Source organism: Porphyromonas endodontalis, from assembly GCF_052173515.1.
GTDB lineage: Bacteria > Bacteroidota > Bacteroidia > Bacteroidales > Porphyromonadaceae > Porphyromonas > Porphyromonas endodontalis_A.
Genome location: NZ_JBQMYL010000001.1, coordinates 203,171 through 228,569 on the forward strand (window position 1 = coordinate 203,171; position 25,399 = coordinate 228,569).

The window sequence follows — 25,399 nt, forward strand, 5'->3', positions numbered from 1 at the left end:
CGAACTATACCTTATTTATTACGCTGGCATTTAACGGGTACCACACAGGTACCTGTAGCACGACATACTACGATGGGTTCTGCCAATACGTCGGCTGCAGAGTCGCTAATGTCAGGACGAGGCTTAATTACCTTACGAGCTTCAAACGTCATCTTACGAGAAGAATTACCTACATGGGTTATTTCCCCTACAGCTTCGATGTAGTCTCCTGCATATACGGGGTTTAGAAACTCTACGTTGTCATAGGCACAAAAGAGACCTTCGTCACCATCTTGGATAATGAGAAGCTCTGTTGCCACATCACCAAAGAGCTGCAGCATACGTGCACCATCTACAAGATTGCCACCATAGTGTGCATCTGCTTGAGACATACGCAGACGAATCATAGATTTTGGATTACTCATAAACTTATTGTATTAGTATAGTTTACACTCCTATTAATAATGGGTTATTTATCTACTACGATATGATCTACAAAGATACTGGGGGTATGCACAGCATGGGGCTCTATAGCTCCTACCGGCACCAACTCTTCAATCTCTACTACAACGGTATCTGCAGCCATTGCCATGAGAGGTTGGAAGTTTTGCGAAGTCCCTTTATACACGAGGTTACCCTTTTCATCGCCAATGGAGCCTTTGAGAAAAGCAAACTCAGCACGGATGGGCTTCTCAAGTAGATACTCTTTTCCATCAACCTTTACCAACTCTTTACCTTCGGCAATAACAGTGCCCAAACCTGTAGAAGTGAGTGCACCACCAAGCCCAGAGCCTCCGCAGCGGATGCGTTCAGCTAGAGTACCTTGAGGGCTAAACTCGATTTCTAACGAGCCATCATTGAGCTGCTCTCCCGTTAGAGGATTCGTACCAATATGTGATACAATGAGCTTCTTTACTTGATGATTGGCAATGAGACGACCGCAACCCTTTTCGGGATACGAGGTGTCGTTGGTAATGAGAGTGAGATCCTTAACGCCGCTCTCTACGAGGGCGTCTACAATTCGTTCCGGGGTTCCATTCCCCAAGAATCCGCCCATCATCACAGACATACCGTCGTGAAACTTGGCGGTGAGCTCGGCTAGTGTAATAGCCTTCTTCATGGTTCCTGTCATTATATTATATGTTATCTGTTGCCTAAATAACAAACTCTACCCGCACCCACCTAGCCTCTGAGCAAAGGTTAAATGGTGAGCAGATTTAGTTTTCGCCCCAAAGTTACCAATTTATAAGTGATTAGCACGAATAGTTGGCGAAAAAGATTCTAGAGTTTTAGAGAAGGGGGCAGTAAGAGGCATCTTCTGGAGCCTAACCCGATAGATCTAATTATTCTAGAAGGGATTCTTTGCCCCCTAGCCGAAGCATTAGGACTAAGGCAAAGCCATCAGAAAACTAGGCTAGTATCAAAAAATATTTAGCCTAAGAATACCCCCGGTTTCTACCTGAGAAATTTTCTGTTTCCAGCCAAGAAAAATATTGCTCTAGGCCTATACTTTTTTAAGTCTAGGGCAGCAGCATTTTCTCCGTTTCTCACTTGTGCTTCATTTCCCCGTGATAGGAAAATACTACAAGCCTGTATTTCCAAGCGAATTAATTGCTACCTTTGTACACCGAAACTGTATAGAGTATCAGATAATTATAAATTAAGATAGTAATGACAAAGGCAGACCTTGTGGCTCAGATAGCTAAGAGAACAGGATTAGATCGTGACGAAGTATTGCGTACCGTAGAGACTTTTATGGATGTTGTCAAGGATGAGATGGCTCAGGGCAACAATATCTATCTCAGAGGGTTTGGGAGTTTTGTTATTAGAGAGAGAGCTCAGAAGATAGCTCGCAACATCTCAAAGAAGGAGGCTATTATTATCCCGAAGCACAATGTTCCCAGCTTCAAGCCTTCTAAAGTTTTCTCTGAGATGCTGGGGGGAACAGAGATCAAGAAATAAATCAAAAGTGGCTCTATTAACATAGCGTTGAGAGCTACCAAAAACAATAAACAAAGTAAGTTTCACCCTTTAATTTGGAGACAATATGCCAAGTGGTAAGAAGAGAAAAAGACACAAGATGGCAACACACAAGCGTAAAAAACGTTTGAAGAAGAATCGTCATAAGAAGAAGTAACCCTGCAGCCTTTGGGCTGTTTTAGGGTTCGGGCTTGTGCTGAAACCTTTGCAGGCTCTTCGTAAGAGGGAACTCCTAAATGTGGGTAGTATCCCTCTTGCGTGGTTATAATGGGGGAGACAGTACGAGAGCCCGAGTTTTTGTTTCCTAAGGAGAAAAAGATGGGATATTGCCCCAAAGCAGATAAAATCCCTTCTTCCTCTCTAGGATTGGTAGCAGACTACCAAAGATTATATCACAAGTAAACAAAGTAAACACGTGGATAGTCAATTAATCATTGATGTACGACCCAAAGAAGTGGCTATGGCCCTTCTTGAGGATCGTAAACTCGTGGAATTTCAGCGAGAAAAGAGCAACTCTTCTTGCGCCGTGGGGGATATTTACCTCGGAAAGGTAAGGAAGATTATGCCTGGGCTGAATGCAGCTTTTGTGGATATAGGGTCTGGGCAGGATGCTTTCTTACATTATTATGATTTGGGGATGGAGTTTGGAGCTACCGAAAATTACCTAAAGATGATAGCTCAAGGCCGTAATCTTCCCCCTCTCACCAAGGTAGCGCCGGGTGTTTCCCTCCCTCGCGAGGGTAAGATAGAGAATGTCTTATCTGCCGGTCAAACCCTATTGGTACAAGTAACAAAAGAGCCCATCTCGACCAAAGGAGCTCGCCTGTCTACTACGCTATCTCTTGCAGGGCGCAGCATGGTGTTATTCCCCTTTGGCAATAAGGTTTCTGTATCGAAAAAAATCTCCTCAAAGGAAGAAAGTAAGCGGCTTAAAAGCCTGATACAGAGTATTAAACCGGAGGGATTTACAGTAGTGATACGTACCTCGGCAATAGGGAAAAAGGCTCTAGAGCTACATGCGGAGCTTAATCGTTTGGTCAATCGATGGAACGATAGCGTTAAGAAGCTCCCTCGAGCAAAAGCTCCTGCGCTCATATGTGCAGAACCCAATAGGGCACTAAGTCTATTAAGGGATACCTTTAGTGCCGCTACCTACACGGAAATTGCTATAAACGACAAGGATATGTATGGGGCTATTAAGGACTATATTTCGACTATAGCTCCCGATAGCACAGACATAGTATCGTACTACGACAATAGCAAGCCTATCTTCGATCACTACGACGTAACCAGGCAAGTAAAATCACTCTTTGGGCGCACTGTTACCTACAAGGGTGGGGCATACCTCATTATAGAAAAGACGGAGGCAATGCACGTGGTTGATGTAAATAGTGGAAATCGCTCGCGCAAGTCGAATGCGCAAGAGGATACAGCTCTGGATGTGAATCTCTCTGCCGCGGAAGAACTTGCACGTCAACTTCGATTGCGAGACATGGGCGGAATCATTGTTGTAGACTTTATCGATATGAACGACCCTCAGCATTGTAAGCAGTTATACGATCACATGAGGGCTCTTATGAAAACAGATCGGGCTAAACACAACATTCTCCCACTTAGCAAGTTCTGTGTCATGCAGATAACGCGCCAAAGAGTGCGCGAAGCAACTACCGAGCATACCGAAGAAACGTGCCCTACTTGCATGGGTACGGGCAAAATGCAAGCCTCAATACTCCTTGTTGAGCAGATAGAAAAAAAGGTGGCCGACCTCATAGAGAATCATAATGTAAGACAATGCAATTTGCATGTAAACCCCTATGTTGCTGCCTACCTACAGAGACATGAGATCTTCTCTCCATCTGAGTTTTCTCGATGGCGTAAGAAGTATTCCCGTGGACTTAAGTTGGTAGAAGACCAAAGTATTGCATTCTTAGACTATAAGTTTTACGACAAAGAGGGTAACGACTTAGATGTTTTCGACGATTAAATGACTTCGAAATATCCGTCTAAGTGGCTCGAAAAAGCCGTAGACCAACTATCATTATTGCCCGGTGTCGGGCGGAAAACAGCTCTTCGGTTGGCTCTTTATATTTTGCGCCGACCGGAGAGCTTTGCCAATTTATTAGGCTCCTCCATCATAGAATTGAGGGAGAATATTATCTACTGCGAAAGGTGTCATAACATAAGCGATAGCCCATGTTGTCCGATCTGCTCCGACCCCTCTCGCGATACACAAACCATCTGTGTAGTGGAGAATATCCGCGATGTTATGGCTATCGAACGCACTGCACAGTACAAAGGCTTGTACCATGTATTAGGAGGGGTTATATCCCCCATTGACGGCATTGCTCCCCAAGACTTAGAAATAGAGTCTCTCGTAGAGCGCGTTCCTAGAGAGCAAATAAAAGAGGTTATCTTAGCCATCAGCCCCACCATGGAAGGGGAGACTACTAACTTCTATATATACAAACGTTTAGCCCCTCTAGGGGTGCATGTGAGTTTGCTCTCAAGAGGAATTGCTATGGGGGATGAACTAGAATATACGGATGAAGTTACCCTCGCAAGAGCCTTACGAGATAGGAGTGACTTCACACAGTCTTTCCGATAAAACGGACAAAAGGAGAGTATAATCCATTAAGTAGGCAAGCCAATGAGATTAGACTGTTTGAGGGACAAAGAACTTGCTCTACGCCTTGTAGAGCCGGAGGATGCCCAGTTGCTTCACTCTTGGGAAAATGATCCATTGCTAGCCGAAAGTAACACGCTATACGAGCCTTTGGCAAGGTACCAGGCGCAGCAGTTTGTGCAGCTTGGCAATTCGCATCTCATAGAAAATGGATCCCTCATGCTCATTGCAGAAGTAAAGTTCCCAGGAGAGGAAAATCCCATCCCCATAGGATACATAGAGCTTTACAACTACGACCATTTCCATCGGCGAGCTGCCGTGGGGCTCGTTGTGCTACCCTCGTGGCAGCATAAGGGTTACGGAAGACGGATGTTGTCGTGCGTAGAGCATTATACTTTTGATCTATTACGCCTGTATCAATTGTATGCGGAAGTAGTAGGTGACAATGCCAAAGCCGTGATGTTTTTTGATCAAAGCCACTATAAAAGGGTAGCTCAATTACCCCAATGGCAGTGGCAACATGGTGCGTATCAAGATCTAATTATATATCAATTATGCCCGGAGTAGAAGAGAGAATAGAGCAGCTAAGGAGCGAAATCGAACAGCATAATTATCGCTATTATGTACTTTCTACGCCTCTGATTTCTGACGTAGAATTCGATCGTCTGATGCAACAATTGATTGATCTGGAGGCGCAACATCCCGAGCTTATTACCCCCACCTCTCCTACCCAACGAGTAGGAAGTGATCGGAACCCTAGTTTTGTGTCGGTGCGGCATTCCGTCCCCATGCTTTCGTTATCCAATACCTACAATTATGACGAGGTACGGGAGTTTTGGCAGCGATTAGACTCGGGGCGAGGCTCTTTGACCCTAGATTGCGAGCTCAAGTTCGATGGTCTTTCCATCGCCGTGATCTATCTCAATGGTGAGCTTAGCCAAGCAATTACGAGAGGAGACGGCATTGAGGGCGACGATGTTACCAACAATATTCGCACAATTCGCTCAATCCCCCTTCGGCTATTAGGGGAGAATATCCCCCCTAGAGTAGAAGTGAGAGGAGAGATTTTGCTCCCATACGACGAATTTGAGCGGATAAATAGCCAACGCTTAGCAGAGGGAAAAGACCCATTTGCCAATCCGAGAAATGCTGCATCGGGCACCTTAAAACAGTTAGATACCAGCGTAGTATCAGAGCGCAGACTTGATGCTTTTTTCTATTATTTATTGGTGGATGGGCTAGATATAGATAGCCATGCAGAACGTCTTCGTTTGGCAAAGTCTTGGGGAATAAAAGTCTCGGACTACAGTACCCAGTGCTCTACGCTAGAGGATATATACGCTTTTATTGACCATTGGGATACAGCTCGTCGATCCCTTCCTTTCGCCACCGATGGAATTGTCCTCAAAGTGGATTCCCTTGCATTACAGCAAACAATCGGTTTTACGGCCAAAGGCCCACGTTGGGCTATCGCCTATAAATACCAACCGGAGCGGGCCTCTACTCAGTTGATTGATGTCTCCTATCAAGTGGGAAGAACCGGGATTATTACCCCCGTTGCAAACCTTGCTCCCATACTGATATCGGGCACGGTAGTACGCCGAGCCACCCTACACAATGCTGATTTTATCCTCTCATTGGATTTGCATCAAAAGGACTATGTATATGTGGAAAAAGGGGGTGAAATCATCCCTAAAATAGCAGGAGTTGACAAATCTCTTCGGCAGTCTGATGCCCTGCCAATCGTCTTTCCTTCTACGTGTCCGGACTGTGGTACGACCCTTATAAAGGCTGAAGGTGAAGTCGGATATTTCTGTCCGAATAAACTAGGGTGCCCTATGCAAATAAAGGGCTCCATAGAGCATTATACGCAACGAAAGGCTGCCGATATTACCATTGGCCCCGAGACGATAGATGCCCTTTACAGCCGCGGTTTTGTCAAATCCATCTGTGATTTGTATCGCCTTACAGCCGATGATATTCTCTCTCTTGATGGGTTTAAGGAATGCGCTACGGGGAATCTTCTCGGTAGTATAGAGCAATCCAAATCGCGTCCGTTCCCTGCTATTTTATTTGGATTAGGCATTCGCTATGTAGGAGAAAACGTGGCAAAAATCCTAACTCGCACCTTCAATTCGATCGAATCTCTGATGGAAGCCTCCCAAGAGGAGCTACAAACTATTGACGGCATTGGTGAACGCATTGCTGAGAGTATTGTTTCTTTCTTTGCCGATGAGCGTAATCAGAAGATTATTGCAGCCCTCAAAGAGTTTGGAGTGACCTTATCCAACCCCTCGGAAGAAGGCTTTTCTGAAGCGATTTCGCGCCCTCTGGAGGGAAAATCTATCGTGATAAGTGGAACCTTTAGCCAGCATACTCGGGACGAGTATACGCAGATTATAGAGCAGTTAGGAGGGAAGAAAGTCTCTTCTATTTCCCAGAAAACCTCCTTTATCTTGGCCGGAGAGGATATGGGCCCCAGCAAACGAGAGAAGGCCCTTGCCCTAGGTATTCCTCTTCTATCCGAAGATGAATTTCTCGCACTCGTAGACCTCCCCAACTCGAAATAGAGGAGGGGAGATCTTTCCCTTCTTTGCAGTAAAGTACCCTCTGATATAGTCCAGGGGGTACTTTTTTATGCCTATTCCTCTGAATATTTCTTCGCTGGTTTTCTTTCCTTTTTATCCCTATTTTCTGCAAGAAGTAGGGTAGAATAGAATTTATTTCTATCCAGAATAATTTTCTTTTCTAGGTTACCATCTTCTCAAGTCCTCTGCTTTTAATTTTTCATATCCATGGAGGGTGGTTAGGGGGAGGAGGCTGTTGGAGAAAATCTCCCCTCGTCTAGATCCTCGATTAGGACGTCTTGAATCGAACATAACATATGGCTTCAATTTTTCAATATTCTAGCCTCACCACTCATCAGGATAGAAATATTGAAAAAGCAAAATCAGGCACTTTTTTCACTCCTCAAAAGGGAAGAGGAGAGTTTCAATCAGTTATTTTGATTTCTTCATTTGCGTGTGTCAAATGAATGATTTTACGATGTTTTCATTTGCATTTTACTGCATGTGTTTTTCAAAACCACGTAAGTGGCTGTAAAAACACGTCTTTATCATAATGATTCGGATGTGTTTGATTTGCATTTTCTCTCTGATTCTTAATTGAGAAATCACCTGGTTTTCTATAATATAATAGGCTTGAAATTGTAAATAAGTATCTGAAAATGAATCTAGTATAGTTGTATACTGAAACTCTATATCCGGATTTTAGGTGACTACTCCTCAATTGCTATTCATTCTATTCTGTAGACTGCATAAGTGCAACTTATTATGTTGATAAAGAGTAGAATAGTGCTTTTATTGAGAAGTAATATAGGGTATAATCTGTATATGCATACTCAAAGAATGAGAATCGCAGATGCATTTGAGGAGAATGGACATTCTGTAAAAATCAAAGCCATAACCATAAAGTGGAAAATCATTTGTACATTTGCAGCATGGAAATGAGAATGCAGAATTACTAGAAATTATGGACAATATACCTGCCATTATAGACCAAATTACTCAGAGGCTTCGCTACATGATGGAGTCTTTGGGAATGACAGCAAAAACATTTGCAGAACAAGCGGGTATTCCTCCTGCTACATTTTCCCAAACATTAGAGAATAGAAACAAACCCTCTTTGTCCACTCTCTTAAAAATCGCTAATGGTTTCCCGGAATGGAATCCTACATGGATTATTCTCGGGCAGGGGGAGGAACGAATAGAAATATCGCAAAATAGAGAGGGTTTATTCCTCGAAAATAGCTTTAGAGAAGGAATTGATACTTCTGTATTTCAGCAAAATACAAATCAAAAAGGCTGGGAAAACGGTGCAGAAAAAGTAGCTCCACCTAGAGAAATACCGGAGGAATTGATCAGTAAGGTCGTCTCCGAGACCCTTCTGCAGCAAAGTTCTACAGAAAAAAGGAGTATTACCGAAATTCGCGTCTTTTATTCGGATGGAAGCTTTGAGACCTTTGTGCTCAAATAATGGTTCATTTGACTTGTAGGCTGTATCTTTGCTGAGAGAAACGAATGACACCTCAGTGAATGAAGAAAGAGATTTTACAAAGTATAATTCTATCCAATAGCGCACTCAATGAGAGTTACTATAAGCTAGAATTACAGCTCCCAAAGACCTATCAAGGAGAGATGATGCCGGGGCAATTTGCACAATTGCTCGCCAAAGAAAGTGGTGCATTTCTGCGCCGCCCTATATCTATATGTGACTATAATAGCGAGACGCGTTGCCTTGTGCTGCTTGTACAAAAAGTGGGTTTGGCGTCGTCCTATTGGTGTACTCTCTCTCCAGGGGCAACTATTGATCTGATTGCTCCTCTAGGACACGGATTCTCTTATTCCCGTGATTTCTCTGGGGAGACTCCTCTATTAATAGGAGGAGGTGTAGGAATTGCCCCTCTACTCATGCTCGGGAAAAAATTGCAACAAGAGGGTATCAAACCTACGTTTTTGCTAGGAGCTCGTACGAAGTCTCTTCTCGTATTGCAAGACGAATTCAAAAATATAGGGAATCTCTATTGCACTACAGAAGATGCCTCCTTCGGAGAAAAAGGACGAGTAACTGATCACAGTATATGTGCTACACCTATATATATATATAGTAGTGTATATACTTGTGGTCCTCTCCCTATGATGAAAAGCGTAGCTCGCTGGGCAAAGCAGCATTCCATTCCTTGCGAAGTTTCCCTCGAAAATAAAATGGCTTGTGGGATCGGGGCTTGCCTTTGCTGTGTAGAAAATACAACCGAAGGGCATAAATGTACATGTACAGAAGGGCCTGTCTTTAGAACGGAAGAATTACTATGGTCATGAGCAATACAATAGATACAACTATAGATCTTGGGAAAGGGTTGGTATTGAGAAACCCTGTAATGACTGCCTCCGGAACGTTTGGTTACGGTACGGAATATTGTGATTTTCTGGATCTAAATAGGCTCGGGGGGATTGTCGTAAAAGGTACCACTTGGTCGCCTCGAGAGGGGAATCCCTATCCAAGGATGGCAGAGACCCCTTCGGGAATGCTCAATGCTGTGGGGTTACAAAACAAGGGCGCGCACTATTTTGTAGAGCATATTTATCCCGAAATAAAGGATTACGATACACAAGTATTGGTAAATGTAAGTGGCTCTAATATAGAGGACTACGTTAAGACTTCTGCCCTTATGGCTACCTTAGATAAGATACCGGCCATAGAGCTAAACATCTCTTGTCCCAATGTAAAAGAGGGTGGTATGGCTTTTGGTGTAACAGCCAAAGGTGCCTATGAAGTTGTGAGTGCAGTACGGGCTGTTTACTCTAAGCACTTAATGGTAAAACTATCTCCCAATGTCACTGATATTACGGAGATTGCAGGGGCTGTAGAGGATGCCGGGGCAGATAGTCTTTCCCTTATAAATACCATACTTGGGATGGCTATAGATGCCGAGAAGCGCCGTCCTATTTTATCTACAATTACAGGAGGCCTATCGGGTCCCTGCGTCAAACCAATAGCTCTACGCATGGTATGGCAGGTGGCAAAGAAGGTGCATATCCCTATCGTTGGTATGGGAGGAATTGCTTCTACTTCGGATGCGATTGAATTCTTTCTTGCCGGTGCTTCTGCAATTCAAGTTGGGTGTTACAATTTTGTAGATCCCTCTGTAACACAAAAGATTGCAGATGGAATAGAATCCTATATGGAGCGTCACCAGATGACGAACGTGGCAGAGCTTATCGGGGCTTTGCAGGTATAAGTATTCCTCAATTCAACTATAACACATATTATGTTCGGTTTGTGTTTGGAATAATAAAGGTTGAAGGGTTGTTTGTGCTCAAGAGCCAAGCTTGTGCTACTCCACAAGGCTTTGCTCCTTACAACTTATATAGTAAGTACATAAAGAATAGAAACAGAACTATTATGATGGAGAAAAAGAAACTGCTCGAATTACTTGAGAGCAATCGAAGTTACCGACGCTTTGATTCTTCCGTGCAGCTCTCAGAAGAAGAAATTAGATCTTGGATAGAGGCTCTACGCTACACTGCTTCTGCAAAGAATGCCCAGCCTCTAAAGTATAGGATTGTAACAGACAAAGCCCAAGTAGATGCCATTTTTGCATTACTCCACTGGGCTGCATACTTGCCGGATTGGCAAGGCCCTTCTCCAGAAGAACGTCCGGTTGCTTTTGTTGTACAGGTATTAGATCGCACTATTTCGGCTTCTTCCCGTTTTGATGAAGGCATTCAGCTTGAGGTTCTTACGCTAATGGCACGCTCTTCTGGCTACGGAGGATGTATTTTAGCGGCATTTGATAGTGCAAAAATGTCCGACCTATTATCCTTGGATACAGACCGTTACACCCCTATTACTGTGGTGGCACTAGGCAAGCCCATTGAGGAGGTTATTATAGAGCCCCTCCCTACTCCCGATGGAGATATTCGCTACTATCGCACGGAGGATAAAGTGCATCATGTACCCAAGCGAACGATGGACCAACTCATCATCTAAGGCTTCACATAATCACTAATCTGTGATTTTTCTCCTATAGGTACTTGCACAATCGAGAATTAGTTACTACCTTTGCGCTCGCAATTCGATAAGAGTTGCTCACGGTTTTGTCTCGTGGTGTAATGGTAGCACAACAGGTTTTGGTTCTGTTTGTCAAGGTTCGAATCCTTGCGAGACAACACACATTGATTAAGAGCTCCCACTACAGCGTCTAGTTTAGATCATGTAGTGGGAGTTTCTTACTTTTGCAAGTGGTATGCGTATAGATAGTGTCAAGAGGTATATAAGACATGGAATACTAAACCCTTCTAAGCCGATGTTTCTCCGATTGGATCGTTACATCATTCGGCTTTTCTTAGGGACTTATTTCTCGTCTATCTTGCTGATATTATCTGTAGCCATAGTCTTCGATATCAATGAGCGTATCTCCAAATTTCTCAATCCGGAGTGCTCTTTGTACGAAATTGTCTTCCATTACTACCTCAATTTCGTACCCTACTACGCAAATATGTTTAGCCCTCTCTTTGTTTTCTTGTCAGTTATTTTCTTTACTTCTAAACTGGCAGAGAAGACTGAGATTATTGCTATATTGGCTAGCGGAGTGAGCTTTAAAAGGCTATTGCGTCCTTACCTCTTTTCGGCGGCAATTATTGCCCTACTCACGTTCTTATTGAGCAGCTTTGTTATCCCTCCCGGGAGCCGTGTTCGCAACGATTTTCAGAATAAATACTTTAGGGATAAGCGTCAAACCTATGCGGAGAGTGTACAGATACAGGTCTCCCCTAGCCTATTTGCCTATATCCATTCTTATAGTGCGGATAATAAAACGGGCTACAACTTTATGTTGGATAAGTTCGAGCACAATACAATAAAGAGCAGACTTACCGCCCAAACGGCAGAGTACGACACTCTTAATACTTGGCGATTATACGATTATAGTATTACTCGATATGGAGCAAAAAGGGACACTTTGGAACGTGGAACTCAACTTGATACCACGATTAACCTAAAGCCCCAAGACTTCCTTATCTCTGCCGTAGATGCCGAGACCTATACCACCCCCGTGCTCCACCGATATATCGGGGAACTAAAATCTCGAGGGGCAACGAATGTGGACCTGCTGGAGGTAGAGCTGCAAAAACGTTATGCAGCTATTCCTGCTGCCTTCATCCTCACTATAATAGGCGTTTCGCTCTCCTCCCGAAAGCGCAAGGGGGGAACGGGGCTTTCCCTCGCTATTGGTATTGCTCTTAGCTTTACCTATATACTTTTTCTTACCCTTGCCTCTAGTTTCTCGACTTCGGGTGCCCTATCCCCTATTGTAGCAGCTCAAATGCCCAATGCCATCTATGCTATAATCGCCATCTTCTTGTACAAGAAGGCTCCTCGGTAATAGTTCTAGTTTTTGTATCTTTGCCTTATTAGCTGTTGGTTTGATTATGAGACAGTATCTAGAATTACTCCAAAAGATTATGGACGAGGGGACTTTGCGCTCCGATCGTACGGGCACAGGTACTAAAAGTATTTTTGGGCACCAAATGCGGTTCGATTTGGAAGACGGGTTCCCATTGCTTACCACAAAAAAGCTTCATCTCAAGAGCATTATATACGAGCTTCTTTGGTTCCTGCGAGGAGATTCTAACGTTGCCTACCTACAAGAGCATGGTGTCTCTATTTGGGACGAATGGGCAGACCCCGAGGGAAATCTAGGCCCCATCTACGGAGTGCAATGGCGCTCTTGGCCTAGTTACAATCGAGGGGAGACCTATGACCAAATAGCTCGAGTAGTAGAGGATATTCGCACCTCTCCCGATAGTAGAAGATTGATAGTTAGTGCTTGGAATGTTGCCCAAATCGATCAGATGGCACTCCCTCCTTGTCACTGTTTAATGCAGTTTTATGTAGCCGATGGACGCCTAAGTCTGCAACTGTATCAACGCTCGGGGGATGTATTCCTTGGCGTGCCCTTCAACATCGCTTCTTATGCGTTACTCCTTATGATGGTAGCCCAAGTAACAGGGCTTAAGCCGGGAACTTTTGTACATACTCTCGGGGATGCTCATCTGTATTGCAACCATCTGGAACAAACGTCTCTACAGCTAACGCGTACTCCTCACCCTTTGCCTATAATGCAATTGAATCCGGAAGTGCGCAATCTAGAAGATTTTAAGTTTGAAGACTTCAAACTATTGGATTATACCCCTCATCCTCATATCGCAGCTCCCATCGCTGTATAAGCATATTATGACTTTATCTATAATAGTAGCCGTGGCTGCCAACAATGCCATTGGAAAAGACAACGATCTATTGTGGCATCTACCCGGAGATCTTAAACGATTCAAGGAAACAACAACGGGGCATGCCATCATTATGGGGAAAAACACCTTTCATTCCCTCCCCAATGGGGCACTACCCAATAGACGTAATATCGTTGTCTCCTCTACATTAGTTCCGCCCGATGGGGTTGAGTGCTACTCTACTCTACAAGCGGCTTTGGAGGCTGTAGCCGGGGAAGAAGAGGTCTTTATTATAGGAGGAGCGCAACTATATGCTGCAGCCCTTCCCCTAGCAGATAAGATTTATTTTTCTCGTGTAGAAAAGGGATTCCCAGAGGCAGATACCTATTTCCCGGAGTTTGATCTTACGGAGTGGACTCCCTCCTATTGCACCCGATATCCCGAAGACGAACGCAATGAATATGCTGTTACACTTACAATATATCAACGTATTGCCTACTTTAAGCATAGACTAAAATGAATAAACCATCTATACCAAAAGGGACTCGCGACTTTAGCTCTCTTGAGATGCAGCGTCGCAACTATATATTCAATACCATCAGCGACGTGTATCGCTTGTATGGATACAAACAAATAGAGACTCCGGCTCTCGAATTACTTTCGACCTTGATGGGGAAGTATGGAGAAGAGGGCGATCGTTTGCTCTTCAAAGTGCTCAACTCCGGAGACTTCTTGAGCGATGTAACCCAACAGGATTTCGATGAAAAGAACCTACCTCACATCGCTAATAAACTAAGCGAAAAAGGGCTTCGATATGATCTTACAGTGCCCTTTGCTCGCTTTGTCGTACAGCACAGAAATGAGATAACATTCCCTTTCAAACGCTTTCAAATACAGCCTGTATGGAGAGCAGACAGACCTCAAAAGGGGCGTTATAGAGAGTTCTATCAATGCGATGCCGACGTGGTCGGGACAGACTCTCTCTTGTGCGAAATAGAATTAATTCTGATTATCAACGAAGTATTCTCTCGTTTAGGAATAGCAACACGCCTGCACCTCAATAACCGCAAGATCCTCGCGGGGATTGCAGAGGTGGTAGGCGTCCCCGATCAGCTCACAGAGCTTACCATTGCTATGGATAAGTGTGACAAAATCGGGCTTGACGGAGTAATGGAAGAGCTTCGTGCCAAAGGTTTCTCCGACGATACCATCCAACGTCTCCAGCCCTTCCTCCACCTTGAGGGAGAAAATAGGGAGCGACTAGAAGCCTTGGCTATCCTACTCGCTTCCTCCGAAATTGGCTGTAAGGGTGTAGAAGAATTGAGTTTTATATTCGAGGGATTAGCCTCCCAGCACCTTACAACAGAAATCCTTTTTGACCCCTCCTTGGCTCGTGGATTAGGATACTATACGGGAGCCATTCTAGAGGTAAAAGCCAAAGATGTAGCCATTGGGAGCATTACAGGAGGAGGGAGATACGATAATCTCACGAGCATCTTCGGGCTTGATGGAATGTCCGGGGTAGGTATCTCTTTTGGCGCCGATCGTATATACGACGTCCTCCTGCAGCTGGATGCATTCCCTACGACCACAAATACCTCTACCCAAGTGCTCATTATTAACTTTGGAAAAGAAGAGGTGCAGCAGATGCTTCCTATCGTGCAAAAACTCCGAGCTGATGGTATCTCCGTGGAGATTTATCCCGATGCTGCCAAGCTTAAAAAGCAAATGAGCTATGCCGATAGTCTTGCCATTCCCTATGTCATATTGGCCGGTAGCGAAGAGCTAAAGCAGGGAATGTTTACCCTAAAAGACATGGCAGAAGGGAGCCAAGAAACCCTTTCTCAAGAGCAACTAACGCATTTCTTTACCTCAAAAGAGCATTAATATGGCTACTCCCTATCCATTACTTAATGGGATAGACTCCCCTAAAGACCTTCGATCCCTTTCTCCGGATAGGCTTTCGGAACTCTGTAGAGAACTTAGAAGTTTCCTCCTTGATGTCCTTTCGCAGCACCCGGGGCACTTGGGGTCTAGCTTGGGAGCCGTGGAGCTATCGGTAGCTCTGCATTATGTATTCCGCACCCCTTACGATCGTATTGTATGGGACGTAGGGCATCAAGCCTATGCGCACAAAATTCTCACAGGACGACGCGATCAGTTTGAGACTTTGCGTCAGTGGGGAGGTATAGCGGGCTTCCCTTTCCCCGATGAAAGTGAGTACGATACATTCCCCGCAGGGCATGCTTCCAACTCTATATCAGCGGCTCTTGGGATGTCTGTTGCGGCGGAACTCAATAAAGAAAAGCGCAACGTAATTGCTGTTATTGGGGATGGTTCTATGACAGGGGGCTTGGCATTTGAGGGGCTGAACAATGCTTCTTCTTTCCCCAACAACCTCCTAGTTATCCTCAACGACAACAATATGTCTATTGATGCTAACGTAGGAGGGCTCAATCATTACCTCGTAGATCTTAATACGAGCCATGCCTATAACACAGTTCGATACGATGTCTATCGAGGGCTGAAGCATATAAAGCTTATCAACGATGGCAACAAGCGTAATATCTTACGCCTAAATAATAGCATTAAAAGTCTCTTTTCTAACAATCAATCCTCTTTCTTTGACGGACTGAGTATTCGCTACTTCGGTCCAATAGATGGGAATGATATCCTCCGATTGGTAGAGGTATTGCGTAAAATAAAGGACTTAAAAGGGCCCAAGATTCTCCATATTCGCACGATAAAGGGAAAGGGCTATCCTGCTGCTGAGAAGCACCCAACTATTTGGCACGCACCTGGGCATTTTGATATTCTTACGGCAGAGCGACTCGATAAAAAGAAGGCTGGAGAGGCTCCTAAGTTTCAAGACGTTTTTGGACAAACATTAGTTGAACTTGCCGATCAAGATGAGCGTATTGCAGGGATTACCCCGGCTATGCCTACAGGCTGTTCTATGACCTACATGATGAAAGCTCACCCTGAGAGGAGCTATGATGTGGGTATTGCAGAGTCGCATGCAGTAACGTTTTCCGCAGGGCTTGCACGAGAGGGAATGATCCCCTTCTGCAACATATATTCTTCGTTTGCACAGCGAGCGTATGACCAATTGATCCACGATGTCTGTCTCCCTCGCTATCATGTAGTGCTCTGTCTCGATAGAGCCGGACTCGTCGGAGAGGATGGAGCTACCCATCAGGGGGCTTTTGACCTATCCTATCTCAGCTGCATCCCCAATCTTACGATAGCTGCTCCTCGTAACGAGCACATGCTGCGCAACTTGATGTACACAGCCTATAAGGGGCAAGACGGGCCCTTTGCCATACGCTATCCACGGGGCTCGGGTTCGTGTCCGGAGTGGCGTAATAACATGGAAATATTACCCATTGGCAAAGGTGAATTACTTCAGGAGGGAGAAAAGATTGCCATTCTATCTATAGGAGCTATTGCCACAGAAGTAAGCAAGGCCATAGAGCTACTCAAAGAAAAAGGAGAGGCTATACCGGCTCATTATGATATGGTGTTCCTCAAGCCACTGGACACTACCCTTCTCGAATATGTTGCAACCCATTATCAAGCCGTAATTACGGTAGAAGATGGCGCTGTACACGGAGGTCTTGGATCTTCTGTCCTCGAAACCCTCGCCGAGATGGGCTACCAAGGGCGTGTTAAACGCTTGGGAATACCCGACCAATTCATCCCTCACGGAACTCCTAGAGAGCAGTATTCGTTCTCTGGTATAGATGCTCAGAGTATTGCACAGACTATTCTCTCGCTTAAAGAACAACTTCGATGAAAATTGTAATCGCCGGAGCCGGAGAAGTTGGCACACACCTTGCCAATAAATTATCGGCAGAGGAGCAACAAGATATTACGCTGATGGATCCCGATCCTAGGCGTTTGAGTGGATTGTCGAATTCTGCGGAGCTTCTTGCCGTGGTGGGCGATCCCACAGACGCGCATGATCTACGCGATTGCAATGTGCAGCACGCCGATCTTTTCATTAGCGTAATGCCAGACGAGCCTACCAATATCTTGGCATGTACTTTGGCAGCTTCTATTGGTGCTCCGGAAACGATTGCTCGTGTAAGCAACCACCGATATTTAGCCCCCGAATACACACGTTTCTTTGAGGGACTTGGCGTTACCAGTCTTATTTATCCGGAAGAACTTGCAGCCGAGGAGATCAATATAACCTTCCAAAACCCTTGGGCGAGACAATACATAGAGCTCTTTAATGGCAATATTGTACTACTAGGAGTAAAGGTACGCAATGGCTCTGAACTCGTAGGAAAGAAGCTGATCGAACTCCCCCACGTAGAGCGGAAAAAATTCCATGTGGTGGCCATTAAACGTGGGACTGAGACCATTATCCCCTCGGGACAAACCTCTATAGAACACGGAGATATTGTCTTTTTTACGGCCATAGGCAGCGATATAGACGAAGTAAGGCAGCTAGCCGGTAAGAAGAAAGTAGAGGTAAAGCGCGTGGTCGTGATGGGAGCCAGTAGCATCGCCATGCGTACCATTGCCAAAGCGAATAGAAGTATTGAGTTTATTCTATTCGAGAAAGAAAAACGCCGTATAGAGGAAATTCGGGACAAACTCCCCTCTAATGTTACCCTCTATCATGGGGATGGTAGAGATCCTGCTTTACTTGAAGAGGTGGGGATACGAAACGCCCAGGTTTTTATGGCTCTAACGGAGAACTCCGAAACAAATGTACTAGCCTGCCTAGCAGCCAAACGATACGAGGTGTTCAAAACCATTGCCAAAGAAGAAAATATAGACTACATACCTCTAGCAGAACGGCTTGATATAGGTACTATTATCAACAAAAAACTGATAGCTGCCGGCTACATATACCGCTCTCTCTTGGGGCAGGATACAAGCACCGTAAAGTGTCTGACGATAGCCAATGCCGACGTTGCCGAGATCGTTGCACGTCGTGGCTCTCCCATTACAGGAAAGCCTGTAAAAGACTTAGCACTCCCCAAGGGAATTACTCTAGGAGGAATGGTGCGCAATGGTGTACCTCATATGATTGATGGTAATACTATTATAGAACCCTACGATTTGGTAGTTGTATTCTGTTACGAGCTTGCTATCGACAAGGTAAAAGCTCTATTCGAGGAGTAAACCACAAGCACATATGTTCTCGGTTCTTCACGCTCAAAGATCTAAGTCATCGGGGATTAATTTCCCCTTTATTGCCTCGGTTGTTGGCAGTATGTGCCTTTTTGAGACCCTTTTTCTGCTAGTTTGTTTCGTTGTTGCACTCTATACACGAGGGGGGGATGCAATGCCGTTCCTCTATACAATTGGCATCATGGCAGTTGTAGGGTCGTTTCTTTTCTTCTATGGGAAACTCGCAAAAAAGAATCGGAATACAGGGATCCGAGAAGGGATGCTGTCGGTTACAACCACTTGGTTAATACTCTCTTTGATAGGAATGCTTCCCTTTGTCTTTGGGAGTTATACCCCTACTGTTGTTGACGCTTTCTTTGAGACTGTATCCGGCTTTACCACTACCGGAGCTACCATATTCACCTCAGTACATCAGTTACCCCACGGGATTCTTCTTTGGCGTAGCCTTATACAGTGGCAGGGAGGTATTGGTATCGTTGTCTTTACCTTGGCCCTTATGCCTACACTAGGCTCTGGAGGAGGATTGCTCTATAATGCGGAAACTACGGGTATCAAACACGATCGTTTCATGCCGCGTATCACCGAGGTGGCAAGAAGACTTTCGATTGTTTATTTGGGGCTAACGGCTCTACTTACCATCCTTCTAATGTGTGGAAAAATGAATTTTTTTGAGTCCATTTGCCATGCATTCACTTGCGTCTCTACGGGAGGATATTCTACTCGAGACAATGGTATTTTAGAGTTCAATTCTCCCTATATAGAGTACCTCATTACCCTATTCATGTTCATTGGGAGCCTTAATGTTACCCTGCTCTACTTTACCTTTTTCGGGAAAAAACCCGGCAAACTTTTCCGCGACGAAGAGTTTCGCTGGTTTACTATATTCGTGGGGATTTGCATCATACTTTCTACGGCTTGGCTTTCGTACCAAAATCTGTTCGACACGGCCGAAAGCACCTTCCGTCACGCTGCTTTCCAAGTCATCTCCCTAATTAGTAGTACCGGATATGTCACGGCAGATATGAATGAGTGGCACCCTCTTTTCTTCTGCTTAGGGATGATAATGATGGCCATCTGTGGATGTGCAGGGTCTACAGCCGGAGGGCTTAAAATGAGCCGTTTTATGGTGATGGTGAAGAACCTAAACAACGAGTTTAAGAAGCGAATCCACCCCAAGATGGTAACGAATGTGCGCTTCAATGGCAATAGTATCTCGGGCGATTATGTGGTGCAGGTGCTTGCTTTTATCTCCTTGTACATCACGCTGATCTTGATTGGTACCATCGCCTTAACCATTTCTGGCAACGACTTTATTACAGCCGCCTCTTCCGCCTTCACCTGCATCAGTAACGTAGGACCTTCGTTCGGTAAGTTCTCTATGCATTTTGCCTATGCTACAGGGTTTGAAAAGATTATTTTGAGCTTCATCATGTTGGCAGGGCGCCTAGAGGTCTTTACGGTAATCTGCATCCTGCAACCATCTTTCTGGCGTAAATAACTCTTCTGCAGCCAAAGGGGCTGTCTCCTTTTTATCTCCTGACATTTTCGGATCATGTGTGCCGGAGGGGCTTCTATCCCCCTCTGTATGCCACTACTTTGCCCTAAAAAAAAATGCAGCTTGAGAAGTAAATGATTAACCACTACTTAACTAGATGTAAAATATAAAAAACACATAAATCATAATATCCTAAGGACAGCGGGGAGAACTCCAATCGGCGAGCTTAAAAAGCTAGAAAAAATAGAAAGAGAGCAATAAGGGTAGGATTCGAACCTCCGATATAGCCTCGGCTATCGCTGCCCGTGCGATCATCTTATTGCTCTCCTACTGCGAAGATACAAATAAAAATGATATAACTAAGCGATGGAACTAGACAAGCAAGACATTGAGTTCCTATTATTTACCACACATTTACCAGGCGTTTACGCGTCCTAAACGTCTGCTAAATCCAACACCAAAAGACATGTACAGGGCCCCTAAATACCCCTCATTTTAGCCCGAGGGCAGCGCGGAGGTATACGATCTATCTTACTTTTCGTTTTTCCCCCATTAATAACACTTCTGCAGCCAAAGGAGCTGTCCCATTTTATCTCTCGACATTTTCGGATTATGTGTGCTGGAGGGAATTGTATTCCCTTCTGCATACCGCTCTTTGCCCTAAAAGGGAAAGAAATCTGCTTGAGAAGTAAGTTTTTTCTAGGCAAGATTGAGCGAGAAACTAGCCAACTTCTAGGGGAATCTCAGGCAGTAGCAACGGATAATTAGGCTGTACTCTACCCTATTGATTACGTGATTTGTCGCTTCCTATTGAGTGGGAAAAAGGGGCGGATGTCGGCTCTTCTAGCACGAGGGGATTAGGAAAACAAAAAGGGAAACAACGAACTCCAAAAACGGACTCCGCTGTTTCCCTGTCTATTAATAGGAAGATTCTATCCCCGAGGGGGGAATCAACCCGTTATATCAGCCTCAATATATCAGGGCTAAGGTTCTGATTCTTTTTAGAGAAGCTTCTCTGCCTCTGCGATGAGGGTAGCTTTTGATTGTGCTCCCACGAGCTTATTCTGCACCTCTCCATTCTTGATAAACAAGATGGTAGGGATATTGCGTACACGGAATTGTGCAGGCAAGTCTTGGTTACTATCTACATCTACCTTACCTACGATGATGCGTCCATCATATTCGGTTGCAAGCTCGTCAATCATAGGACCAACAAGCTGACAAGGACCACACCAAGTAGCCCAAAAATCTACGATCATAGGTTTACCTTCGGCAAGAAGTGCCTCAAAGTTCGTATCAGTTATTTGCATTGCCATAGTTCAAACTGTTCTTTAGTTACTAATTTATTTATACTACAAATATACTCTATTTTACGGAATAAGGGATCTCGAATGACTCCAAAAGATCTACCAACCAAGTGCCTAGAGTGAATGCTCTCTCGGTCATTAGGTACCTCTCTATCGGATTGCCAAACTCATCACAGAAGGATATGATAAGCTTTGTTTGGGCATTATTGCCTTTCTCACTACCATGGGCATCTATCTCGGTGATAAACTCTTTGACAAACAATTCGTCGATCTCTTTATAGGGGATGAATAACTCAACCTCTTTGATTGAAGAATAGTATTCGTCGGTCAGAAGTTCAATTGAGTTGAAAGAAAGGTCGAATCGCTCTGGTTCATCGGGCTTCTTGAATTGCCACGGTTTTACACTGGCATGGCAGATCAGGAAGATCTCGGTTTTGAGGAAATGTTTGTACTCAAGGTACTGTTTCCCAAAGAGGGCAAACTCGTGAGAACCGGACAAATCTTCGAGGGTGAAGCGACCATAGGGTTTGTTTGTCTTGGTCAGGCCTTCCACCACATTTGTGACCAATCCGGCAAATACCATCCTGGTGTCTTTGAATTCCTCCAAGTCCTTTTTGTCGAGATCATCAAGCTTTACGGTACAAAGCTTATCTAGGATAAGGCGGTAAGGCTCCAGGGGATTCGAACTAATATAGATACCAACAAGTTCGTACTCTTTACTGAGTTTGGTAAGATTATTCCAAGGCTCGGCTTGGGGGACTTCCGGTTCTGGGATCGAAAGCTCCTCACTCTCTCCAAACAGCCCCATGCTCTGAGACGAACTCTCCTCTTGCACAATGCGACCATAGGCAAGCAGGGTGGCTATAAATGAATCCTCACGGGAGTTGACAGGAGGTGCAAAGAAGCTCTCTCTCTCAATACCGAAGCTATCGAAGGCGCCGGAGAGGGCGAATGCTTCCATCGTTTTCCTATTGATAAACTGTCGGGGGATGCGAGCGACAAAGTCGTAGATGCTTGTAAAGGGGCCATTTTGCTCTCGATCTTCGATGAGTTTATCGATCGTTGTTTGGTTTACCCCTTTGATGCCGCTAAGTCCAAAGCGTATGTCGCCGTTGCTATTGACACTGAACTTTTGCATCGATTCGTTTACGTCGGGAGAAAGAAGGTGGATGCCCATTGCCTTGCATTCCTTCATGAGTTTCGCTATTTCCGGAGCATTATTGAGATTGCAACTCAAGTTGCCCGCCATAAACTCACTCGGATAATGCGCCTTGAGGTAAGCCGTTTGGTAAGCCAGCCAGCTATAACAAGCAGCATGACTCTTATTGAAGGCATATTTGGCAAAGTCCTCCCAGTCCATCCAAATCTTCTCTAGGACCTCTTTGGAATGCCCATTCTCTACGCCCCCTTTGAGGAAGTCTGCCTTGAGCTTCTCCATCTCCTCAATTTTCTTTTTCCCCATCGCCTTGCGGAGGGAGTCACTCTGGCCACGTGTGAAATTGGCAAGAGAGCGAGATAGAAGCATTACCTGCTCTTGGTATACGGTTACACCAAAAGTCTCCTCAAGTATTTCCTTGGTTTCCGGCACATCGTAGATGATCTCCTCTCTACCGTGCCTTCGGGCAATGTACTGAGGGATATACTTCATCGGCCCCGGGCGATAGAGGGCATTCATCGCAATGAGTAGCTCAAATCGATCGGGTTGTAGCTCTCTCAGATACTTTTGCATCCCTGCGGATTCGAACTGAAAGATCCCCACCATTCGTCCCTCGCAGAAGAGTTTGAATGTCTTCTCGTCGTCTAGAGGAATGTGGTCTATGTCAATATCCTTATGGAATCGGTGTTTTACATTCTCCAATCCCTCTCGGATGATACTGAGCGTCTTGAGTCCTAAGAAGTCCATTTTGATAAGACCTGTGGACTCGATCACCTTACCCTCGTACTGGGTAATCAATACCTTTTCTCCGTTCTCATCGAAAGAAGTCGAAATAGGGATTACGTCGCTTATATCATACTTCCCGATGATCACTCCACACGCATGAACCCCAATATTGCGAATACTCCCCTCCAACTTCTGTGCATACTTGAAGGTATCTTGTATCTGAGTATTGCTCCCGACCTGTAGTTTCTTTAGCTCGGGTACGACTAAAGTAGATAGTTCGATAGTTACGTTGCCCTTTGCATTTTCATAGCCGGGCGTCTTGTGTATAAGCTCCATATCGCTATCACTAAACTTATCGGGGATGAGCTTAGTAATGCGTCGGCTCTCTTCTACCGGTATATGTTTTAGGCGCGCAACGTCGGCAATCGAGCTTTTGGCTTTCATTTCGCCAAAGGTGATGATCTGAGCCACGTTTTTGTGTCCGTACTTCTCGGTAGCCCATTGGAGGATCTTTGCACGCCCGGAGTCGTCGAAGTCTATGTCAATATCCGGGAGGGAGATACGATCTGGATTGAGGAATCGCTCGAAGAGCAAGCCGTATTTCAAGGGGTCTAGGTTCGTTATCTTGAGGCAATAGGCTACGGCCGAACCTGCTGCCGAACCGCGCCCCGGCCCCACACACACTCCCATGTCTCGAGCTGCCTGAATGAGGTCTTGCACGATAAGGAAGTATCCGGGGAATCCCATCGACTTAATCGTGTTCAACTCAAAGTCAATCCGCTCCTTTACCTCCTCGGGGATGGGGTCGCCATAGCGCATTTTAGCCCCTTCGTAGGTGAGGTATTGAAGGTATTTGTCAGCATCATCAAACCCCTCGGGCAGTGGGAAGTCCGGCATGAGTGCCGGATTTTCGATGGAATAGAACTCTACTTTGTTTAGGATTTCCAGCGTATTGGAGAGAAGCTCGGGGCGATCTGCAAACACCGCATTCATCTCCTCTTGAGTTTTGAGCCACTCTTGCTGCGAATAACGCATACGCTGGGGGTCGTCTAGATCTCTCTTCGTACCCAAACAAATGAGCATATCGTGCGCCGTGGCATCCTCCTGATTGACAAAGTGGACGTCGTTCGTTGCCACCACCTTTACGCCCGTGCGCTCTGCAATATCGTAGATCACTTCGTTCACAGCCAGCTGCTGCACAAAAGTCTCTCGATTGGCATTTGGGTCATCCGTTTGATGGAGTTGCACCTCTAGGTAATAGTCTTCTCCAAAGATATTTTTGAACCAACGCACGGCCTCTTCTGCTCGCTCGGGATGCCCTCCTAGGATGTGTTGAGGGACCTCTCCCCCCAGGCAGGCACTCATTACGATAACCCCTTCATGGTATTGCTCAAGCAAATCTTTGTCGATACGGGGGCGATAATACTCTCCTTCGGTAAATGATGCGGATACCATTTTGCAGAGATTGAGGTACCCTTGTTTGTTCTTGGCAAGGAGGATAAGATGCCATCCGCTTCGGTCTATGGAGCGGCTGGGGTTGTAGGGATCCGGTACGTCTTTGTCCTTGTCGAAGCGAGTACGTCGTGCACAATAGGCCTCACAGCCGAAGATTGGCTTAAACATCTGGCGCTCTACCTCACTTACCTCCTGTTCCCATTTCTCTATTTGTTTCTTATCCTCGGGAGTGAGAGACTCCTTTTTTTGCAACTCCTTTATCTCTTTTTTGAGTGCGGAGATGCGGGAGCGATGCTTTGAATTGACCTTGTTGCACTCATCGAAGAATGTTTTAATCCCAAACATAACCCCATGATCCGTAAGGGCAATACCGGGCATACCATCCCCGATGGCTTTCTTTACGAGAGCCGAGACGGAGGCTTGCCCATCAAGGATTGAGAATTGTGAGTGAACGTGTAGGTGGACGAAAGGAACCATACTATATCGATTGTCGTTGCTCTGAGTGTGCTATATACTTGTCTTATAGTGGAAAAAACTACGGTCTCCCATCGGGGAGAGGAGCCTGCTACAAAGTTAGGCGATTTGCTTTATTCGTCCACTATCTCGCAGGGTAATTAACTTGTCGCAAAAAGCTCATGAGCTTTCATCAAATTCCTAATGAGCTTTTCGCGTAAAATCTATCATTTAGATCTAAGTAATTGGCTATGAACAGCCTTATGAGTTATGAAATGCAGTAGGTAATGA

20 protein-coding genes and 1 tRNA gene are annotated in these 25,399 nt (G+C 45.1%); 17 read left to right on the plus strand and 4 right to left on the minus strand.

The window, feature by feature from the left end; translation table 11 throughout:
• Positions 1–11: 11 nt before the first annotated feature.
• Both ACTTHR_RS00880 and ACTTHR_RS00885 read right to left on the minus strand, forming a co-directional pair.
• Positions 12–404, minus strand: a complete 393-nt coding sequence (locus ACTTHR_RS00880; protein ID WP_004334096.1) for a hotdog fold domain-containing protein — start codon at positions 402–404, stop codon at positions 12–14.
• A gap of 44 nt (positions 405–448) precedes the next feature.
• Positions 449–1,099 (minus strand): CoA transferase subunit A, encoded by a 651-nt coding sequence (locus tag ACTTHR_RS00885; RefSeq protein ID WP_442604853.1) that lies wholly within the window; start codon positions 1,097–1,099, stop codon positions 449–451.
• 551 nt (positions 1,100–1,650) lie between these two features.
• Between ACTTHR_RS00885 and ACTTHR_RS00890 the strand changes: the two genes are divergently transcribed.
• From ACTTHR_RS00890 to ACTTHR_RS00970, 17 genes are all read left to right on the plus strand, one after another.
• A complete protein-coding gene (locus ACTTHR_RS00890) occupies positions 1,651–1,941 on the plus strand; it encodes an HU family DNA-binding protein (protein WP_004334174.1) in 291 nt (96 codons plus the stop codon).
• A 433-nt stretch (positions 1,942–2,374) separates the two neighbouring features.
• Positions 2,375–3,943, plus strand: coding sequence for an Rne/Rng family ribonuclease (locus tag ACTTHR_RS00895; RefSeq protein ID WP_276772803.1), 1,569 nt, complete (start codon positions 2,375–2,377; stop codon positions 3,941–3,943).
• Positions 3,944–4,564: a recombination mediator RecR gene (gene recR, locus ACTTHR_RS00900; protein WP_276772801.1), complete on the plus strand. Its 621-nt coding sequence runs from the start codon at positions 3,944–3,946 to the stop codon at positions 4,562–4,564.
• 42 nt (positions 4,565–4,606) lie between these two features.
• A complete protein-coding gene (locus ACTTHR_RS00905) occupies positions 4,607–5,149 on the plus strand; it encodes a GNAT family N-acetyltransferase (RefSeq protein ID WP_442604841.1) in 543 nt (180 codons plus the stop codon).
• Positions 5,137–7,152: an NAD-dependent DNA ligase LigA gene (ligA, locus tag ACTTHR_RS00910; RefSeq protein WP_442604842.1), complete on the plus strand. Its 2,016-nt coding sequence runs from the start codon at positions 5,137–5,139 to the stop codon at positions 7,150–7,152. Before ACTTHR_RS00905 ends, ligA begins: the two co-directional genes overlap by 13 nt.
• A 922-nt stretch (positions 7,153–8,074) precedes the next feature.
• A complete protein-coding gene (locus tag ACTTHR_RS00915) occupies positions 8,075–8,617 on the plus strand; it encodes a helix-turn-helix domain-containing protein (RefSeq protein ID WP_442604843.1) in 543 nt (180 codons plus the stop codon).
• Positions 8,618–8,676: 59 nt separating this feature from the next.
• Positions 8,677–9,459: a dihydroorotate dehydrogenase electron transfer subunit gene (locus ACTTHR_RS00920; protein WP_442604844.1), complete on the plus strand. Its 783-nt coding sequence runs from the start codon at positions 8,677–8,679 to the stop codon at positions 9,457–9,459.
• The gene (locus ACTTHR_RS00925; protein ID WP_442604845.1) at positions 9,456–10,379 is read left to right on the plus strand and encodes a dihydroorotate dehydrogenase; all 924 of its coding nucleotides are present in this window, start codon (positions 9,456–9,458) and stop codon (positions 10,377–10,379) included. The genes ACTTHR_RS00920 and ACTTHR_RS00925 overlap by 4 nt, the downstream gene beginning before the upstream one ends.
• 164 nt (positions 10,380–10,543) lie before the next feature.
• Positions 10,544–11,131, plus strand: a complete 588-nt coding sequence (locus ACTTHR_RS00930; RefSeq protein WP_442604846.1) for a nitroreductase family protein — start codon at positions 10,544–10,546, stop codon at positions 11,129–11,131.
• Positions 11,132–11,239: 108 nt separating this feature from the next.
• Positions 11,240–11,310: transfer RNA gene (locus ACTTHR_RS00935), tRNA-Gln, on the plus strand.
• Positions 11,311–11,447: 137 nt separating this feature from the next.
• Positions 11,448–12,524 carry an LptF/LptG family permease gene (locus ACTTHR_RS00940; RefSeq protein WP_442604847.1) on the plus strand — a complete coding sequence of 359 codons (1,077 nt, stop codon included), beginning with the start codon at positions 11,448–11,450 and terminating at the stop codon, positions 12,522–12,524.
• Between the two features lie 46 nt (positions 12,525–12,570).
• On the plus strand, positions 12,571–13,368 hold the full coding sequence (locus ACTTHR_RS00945) for a thymidylate synthase (protein ID WP_424776957.1): 798 nt from the start codon (positions 12,571–12,573) through the stop codon (positions 13,366–13,368).
• Between the two features lie 7 nt (positions 13,369–13,375).
• The gene (locus ACTTHR_RS00950) at positions 13,376–13,888 is read left to right on the plus strand and encodes a dihydrofolate reductase (protein ID WP_276772776.1); all 513 of its coding nucleotides are present in this window, start codon (positions 13,376–13,378) and stop codon (positions 13,886–13,888) included.
• Positions 13,885–15,255, plus strand: a complete 1,371-nt coding sequence (gene hisS, locus ACTTHR_RS00955; RefSeq protein ID WP_442604848.1) for a histidine--tRNA ligase — start codon at positions 13,885–13,887, stop codon at positions 15,253–15,255. The genes ACTTHR_RS00950 and hisS overlap by 4 nt, the downstream gene beginning before the upstream one ends.
• 1 nt (position 15,256) lies before the next feature.
• Positions 15,257–17,164 carry a 1-deoxy-D-xylulose-5-phosphate synthase gene (dxs, locus tag ACTTHR_RS00960; RefSeq protein WP_442604849.1) on the plus strand — a complete coding sequence of 636 codons (1,908 nt, stop codon included), beginning with the start codon at positions 15,257–15,259 and terminating at the stop codon, positions 17,162–17,164.
• Positions 17,161–18,507, plus strand: coding sequence for a Trk system potassium transporter TrkA (trkA, locus tag ACTTHR_RS00965; protein ID WP_442604850.1), 1,347 nt, complete (start codon positions 17,161–17,163; stop codon positions 18,505–18,507). Before dxs ends, trkA begins: the two co-directional genes overlap by 4 nt.
• Before the next feature lie 13 nt (positions 18,508–18,520).
• Positions 18,521–20,014 carry a TrkH family potassium uptake protein gene (locus ACTTHR_RS00970; RefSeq protein ID WP_442604851.1) on the plus strand — a complete coding sequence of 498 codons (1,494 nt, stop codon included), beginning with the start codon at positions 18,521–18,523 and terminating at the stop codon, positions 20,012–20,014.
• Between the two features lie 998 nt (positions 20,015–21,012).
• On the opposite strand, the gene trxA is transcribed toward ACTTHR_RS00970, so the two are convergent.
• Together trxA and dnaE are read right to left on the minus strand one after the other, a co-directional pair.
• The gene (gene trxA, locus ACTTHR_RS00975; RefSeq protein WP_004334189.1) at positions 21,013–21,327 is read right to left on the minus strand and encodes a thioredoxin; all 315 of its coding nucleotides are present in this window, start codon (positions 21,325–21,327) and stop codon (positions 21,013–21,015) included.
• Positions 21,328–21,376: 49 nt separating this feature from the next.
• Positions 21,377–25,132 (minus strand): DNA polymerase III subunit alpha, encoded by a 3,756-nt coding sequence (dnaE, locus tag ACTTHR_RS00980; protein WP_442604852.1) that lies wholly within the window; start codon positions 25,130–25,132, stop codon positions 21,377–21,379.
• Between the last annotated feature and the right edge of the window lie 267 nt (positions 25,133–25,399).